The sequence below is a fragment of the Pseudoduganella sp. RAF53_2 genome, assembly GCF_052113985.1.
Taxonomy (GTDB): Bacteria; Pseudomonadota; Gammaproteobacteria; order Burkholderiales; family Burkholderiaceae_D; genus Rugamonas.
In genome coordinates this window covers 1-3,498 of the sequence record NZ_JBFRDW010000635.1, presented here as the reverse complement: position 1 = coordinate 3,498, position 3,498 = coordinate 1, and the positions used below count along the sequence as shown (strand labels likewise).

Sequence of the window (3,498 nt, the reverse complement as noted above, 5' to 3'; positions counted from 1 at the left end):
CGGTAACCGGGAGATTGCGAGGACTGATCGAGCGGCGCTGTGGGCTGTTTTCCCATTGCTTCGCGCTTTCCTTACCGACCATTGTGACGAACGCCTTGCTCTTCATGCGCAGCTTGTTCACCGAGTCCCACACATCGGTCGAACCCTGGATCAGCGCGCAATGCGACAACGCCCACTCCAGCGGAACGAGGCCAATTGCCTCGGGCTCGGCATTCTCTACGGAGGGGGCCGGGGGAGCGTCGTCCGCCGCGACGGCTGGCGCCAGAGGCGCGCATTCCACATGAGAGGGTGCGGGAGACGGCAGGTCAGCGGCAGGCCGATTCTCAATGGCCGCCATCACCTGGGCGCGCGCCACGTCGAGCGATTCCTGAACGTGCAGATCGTTAAAGTCCGTCCACTTGTTCTCGCCGCGATCTGCGAACGCCGGCCATACCACACGGGCGTTCTCTACCTCACGGGCGGCGGCGCGAGCGCTGGCGATGCCGGCGTTCTCAAACTTCCAAATGTGGAAGCGACGACCGGAGCGGACATCTGCCTCGATGTAGTCCGTGCCAGTCGCATCCTTGCGCCAGGTTGCGCGCACGGTCACGTCGTGGCCAGCCGGGCTCTGCAGGACGTGGTCCACGCCGTCGATGGCCGGCGCCACCACGTCAAACTCCTCCAGGACGTCGCGGGCGTATCGCTGCACCAGTTGCCAGTCGTCGTCTGCGAAGAAGATCAGCTCAGCGTCGGGAAAATCGGCGCGGAGCTTGCGGGCGACCGGAAGCAGGTTCCCGGCGCTGAACGTGACCATTACGGGCAACGCACTGGCGCACCCCATACGGACGGACTGGCCGCTCGCATAGCCTTCTGCCACGCCGATCTGGCGAACAGCTGCCGACACGGAACCGAGCAGGCAGCTTGCACCAACCATATCGGCGCCCGTGTTGAACCGCTTCTCGCCATCCGGGGCAATCTTCTGCACGCAGGCCAGCTCCGCGCCGGATCGCGTGTAGTGCCGCGCAGGGACCAGCAGGCTGCCATCCTCATGCACGCGGGCATATTCACCGACGATTTGCTTGCGCACCAGATAGGCGTGGTCAGCGACAAGCGTGGCGTCCTTGGCCTGACGCCATTGACGGCGTGCACGGCCAGCGGCGAGGCCAGCGACGTGCTGGCGCCGTTCCTCCTCTTGCTTCTGCTTTTCTTCCTGTCGGCGCTTGATCGCCGCCAGGTCAGCATCGCTCAGGCTGGCCCGTCCAATCTCGACTTTGACGGTGCCGGGATCGCGCCCCTGGAAGCGACCAAACGCCCCCGCGACGACAAACCGGCCGTCGTCCAGCTTGATTTCGGAGAGCTTGTACCAGGACTTCTTACCCTCCCCAAACTTCTTGAACTTGGCATTGAGATCCAGTGGCGTCGGCGGCAGCGCGGGAAGGTGCGCAGCCATCTGTGCCAGTACGTCGTTGACTGTCGCCATTTACTCGCTTTCCGGGCGTACCGAAGACTTGTAGGGAACCTGCACACCACCCATCATCGAAGGGATGTCGCGGTAGTCCAAGGCGCCGGCGCGGATCACCATTGTGCTGCGGCTGCGCAGTGGGCGGAAACCCGAACCGACGCGCGGGGCTGCGGGGATTCCCTCGTACTCGGGCTCCGCATCTTTCGGCCCGACGAACTTGCTGCCCGCCCTGGTAATTTCGATGCCCTTTGGGGTAATRCTGGCCAGGCCAACCGCGCACAGGGCGCCGATCACTTCGTCCTCGAATTGGACAGCGCCACGCTTCCACCCGGAGCGTGCGGCCAGCGTGGCAGCCGAGAGAGGGGCTCCGGCCGCATAGAGCGTCACCAGTGCGTTGTATGCTGCCGTGCCGCGACGCGGCATATTGAAGGCCGCCATTACGCCACCTCGCGCAGCGGCTCGGCGCGAACAGCGTTGGCGCGCGGGCAGTACACGCTGAACATGACAGCCAGCAGGGTTTCGGTCTTGCGATGCAGTTGCGCACCCAGCGCTTCGAGCTTCTGGCGCTCGCTTGCGTCGATCTTGTTATCTTCGATCGCGCCGATGAACGTGTTGAACAGTTTGCCCAGCTCGGCGTAGTTCTCGTTAAACAGCAGCTGGATGGATTCATTTTCGATTTCGCCCACCTCAGGCAGCTTCACAAAGGTGCCGCCGCTGGCAACCGCAATCGCTTCGGCAAAATCAGTGGCACCGGTCAGCTGCTGCAGAGCAAGTGCGTGATCCGTCGAGAGCGATTGGCCCTTGGTTTCGTATGCCCGGTTACGGAGCGAATTTTCCGTCATGCCCAGGTGAGCTGCTGCCACGACCCATTTCCCAGGAATCGCGTTGATCAGGTTCAAGATAGCGCTGCGAACATCCATACAAACTCCTAAATATTATGGTTTTGCTACTGCTCTTTCGGCTCTACACTTCGAACCGTCAATGAAGGGGTTGCACCTGCCCGGTGCCCCTCAGATACGCCCAGTCCACGTCCGGTCGAAGTGCCTCACACCTGACCCTGCCCTGAACCAGTCTTTCGATCGTTGGGCAATGCTCTGCTGGGACACGACGACCAGGGAGTTTCCACTGCCCTGCCGCCCCCTTCGTGACACCCAAGTGCCTCGCCAGCGCTTGGAGCGAACCTAAAATCGCGACTACTTCGTCAATTGGAGAGGAGTTCATTGTGTTGAGAGAAAGTATGCCAAGCCCGAAGTCTAGTTTTTCTATACCTTTAAGTCAAGTTTTTCTATCCCATAAAGGTTTAGAAAACCTATACGATGACGGAATGGAAATTAAAGATGAAATCGCAGCTTGGGTTCGCACCGCGCGCAAGCACGCTGGCCTGTCCGGCGAAGCGCTCGGCGCCAAACTGGCGCTCGAACTCCGGACGACCCGAGGAAACACTAAGGGGAATATTTCGCACTGGGAGCTGGGCAAGCATCAACCCAGCCTGGCGCAAATGCTGGCCATCAGCAAGATTACCGGGTATCCCCTGCCGGCGTCAGTGGAGCAGAATGTGGATGCCACGCGCTCGGCGAATGCCGGCGACAAGGTACGACTTGCATCTGCACCTGGCTATGAGTTTTTTCTGAATCACATCAATACAGTGCTGGCAGAGCGCGAAGTCCCGCCACACATTCAAAGCGCCGTGATGGCGCTCCTGGACACTTGCCCGCCCAAGGCAAGGTAAGTAGCTACGCCCCGTCGTCTGGCCGTCCAATACGGATAGACACCATCCCCCGCTCATAGCGGTCAGTCAGCTCCCTAATCAATTCACCGTCCGAATAGCTGCGCAGCGGCCGTTGCGCAGCATCCACGCTTTCGTTTAAACGTCCTACGATCTCTGAATTTAGAGAACGGGCATTCCTACGGGCAAATTTTTCGAGAAGAGCCTTCAAATCGGCAGGCATACGAAGGCCAAATGGGGAAATGTCTCTACTCATAGAGGCGCAGTGTAGAGAATAGGCTAACGCTGTGATAGCTACACGGTGAAGCCATCCCACTATAATGGCGGACTC

5 protein-coding genes and 1 pseudogene are annotated in these 3,498 nt (G+C 60.4%); 1 reads left to right on the top strand and 5 read right to left on the bottom strand.

What is annotated here, in order from left to right; all coding sequences use genetic code 11:
* From AB4Z11_RS26835 to AB4Z11_RS26820, 4 genes and pseudogenes are all read right to left on the bottom strand, one after another.
* Positions 1-1,459: pseudogene (locus AB4Z11_RS26835) on the bottom strand (hypothetical protein); the annotation flags it as partial.
* A complete protein-coding gene (locus AB4Z11_RS26830) occupies positions 1,460-1,879 on the bottom strand; it encodes a hypothetical protein (RefSeq protein WP_442028892.1) in 420 nt (139 codons plus the stop codon).
* Complete coding sequence (locus tag AB4Z11_RS26825) at positions 1,879-2,361, bottom strand: YmfL family putative regulatory protein (protein WP_442028891.1); 483 nt, start codon at positions 2,359-2,361, stop codon at positions 1,879-1,881. Before AB4Z11_RS26825 ends, AB4Z11_RS26830 begins: the two co-directional genes overlap by 1 nt.
* 58 nt (positions 2,362-2,419) lie before the next feature.
* A complete protein-coding gene (locus tag AB4Z11_RS26820) occupies positions 2,420-2,662 on the bottom strand; it encodes a transcriptional regulator (protein WP_442028890.1) in 243 nt (80 codons plus the stop codon).
* 16 nt (positions 2,663-2,678) lie between these two features.
* On the opposite strand from AB4Z11_RS26820, the gene AB4Z11_RS26815 reads away from it, so the two are divergent.
* Positions 2,679-3,170 carry a helix-turn-helix transcriptional regulator gene (locus tag AB4Z11_RS26815; RefSeq protein ID WP_442028889.1) on the top strand — a complete coding sequence of 164 codons (492 nt, stop codon included), beginning with the start codon at positions 2,679-2,681 and terminating at the stop codon, positions 3,168-3,170.
* A gap of 4 nt (positions 3,171-3,174) precedes the next feature.
* Here the strand turns inward: AB4Z11_RS26815 and AB4Z11_RS26810 are convergent, their stop codons facing one another.
* Entirely contained in the window at positions 3,175-3,423 is a 249-nt protein-coding gene (locus AB4Z11_RS26810) for an Arc family DNA-binding protein (protein ID WP_442028893.1), read from the bottom strand.
* Positions 3,424-3,498 lie beyond the last annotated feature (75 nt).

What these genes read in the sequence shown, in the direction of transcription:
- AB4Z11_RS26825 (WP_442028891.1), bottom strand. Translation starts at nt 2,361, where the DNA reads ATGGATGTTCGCAGCGCTATCTTGAACCTGATCAACGCGATTCCTGGG.
- AB4Z11_RS26820 (WP_442028890.1), bottom strand. Translation starts at nt 2,662, where the DNA reads ATGAACTCCTCTCCAATTGACGAAGTAGTCGCGATTTTAGGTTCGCTC.
- AB4Z11_RS26815 (WP_442028889.1), top strand. Translation starts at nt 2,679, where the DNA reads ATGCCAAGCCCGAAGTCTAGTTTTTCTATACCTTTAAGTCAAGTTTTT.
- AB4Z11_RS26810 (WP_442028893.1), bottom strand. Translation starts at nt 3,423, where the DNA reads ATGAGTAGAGACATTTCCCCATTTGGCCTTCGTATGCCTGCCGATTTG.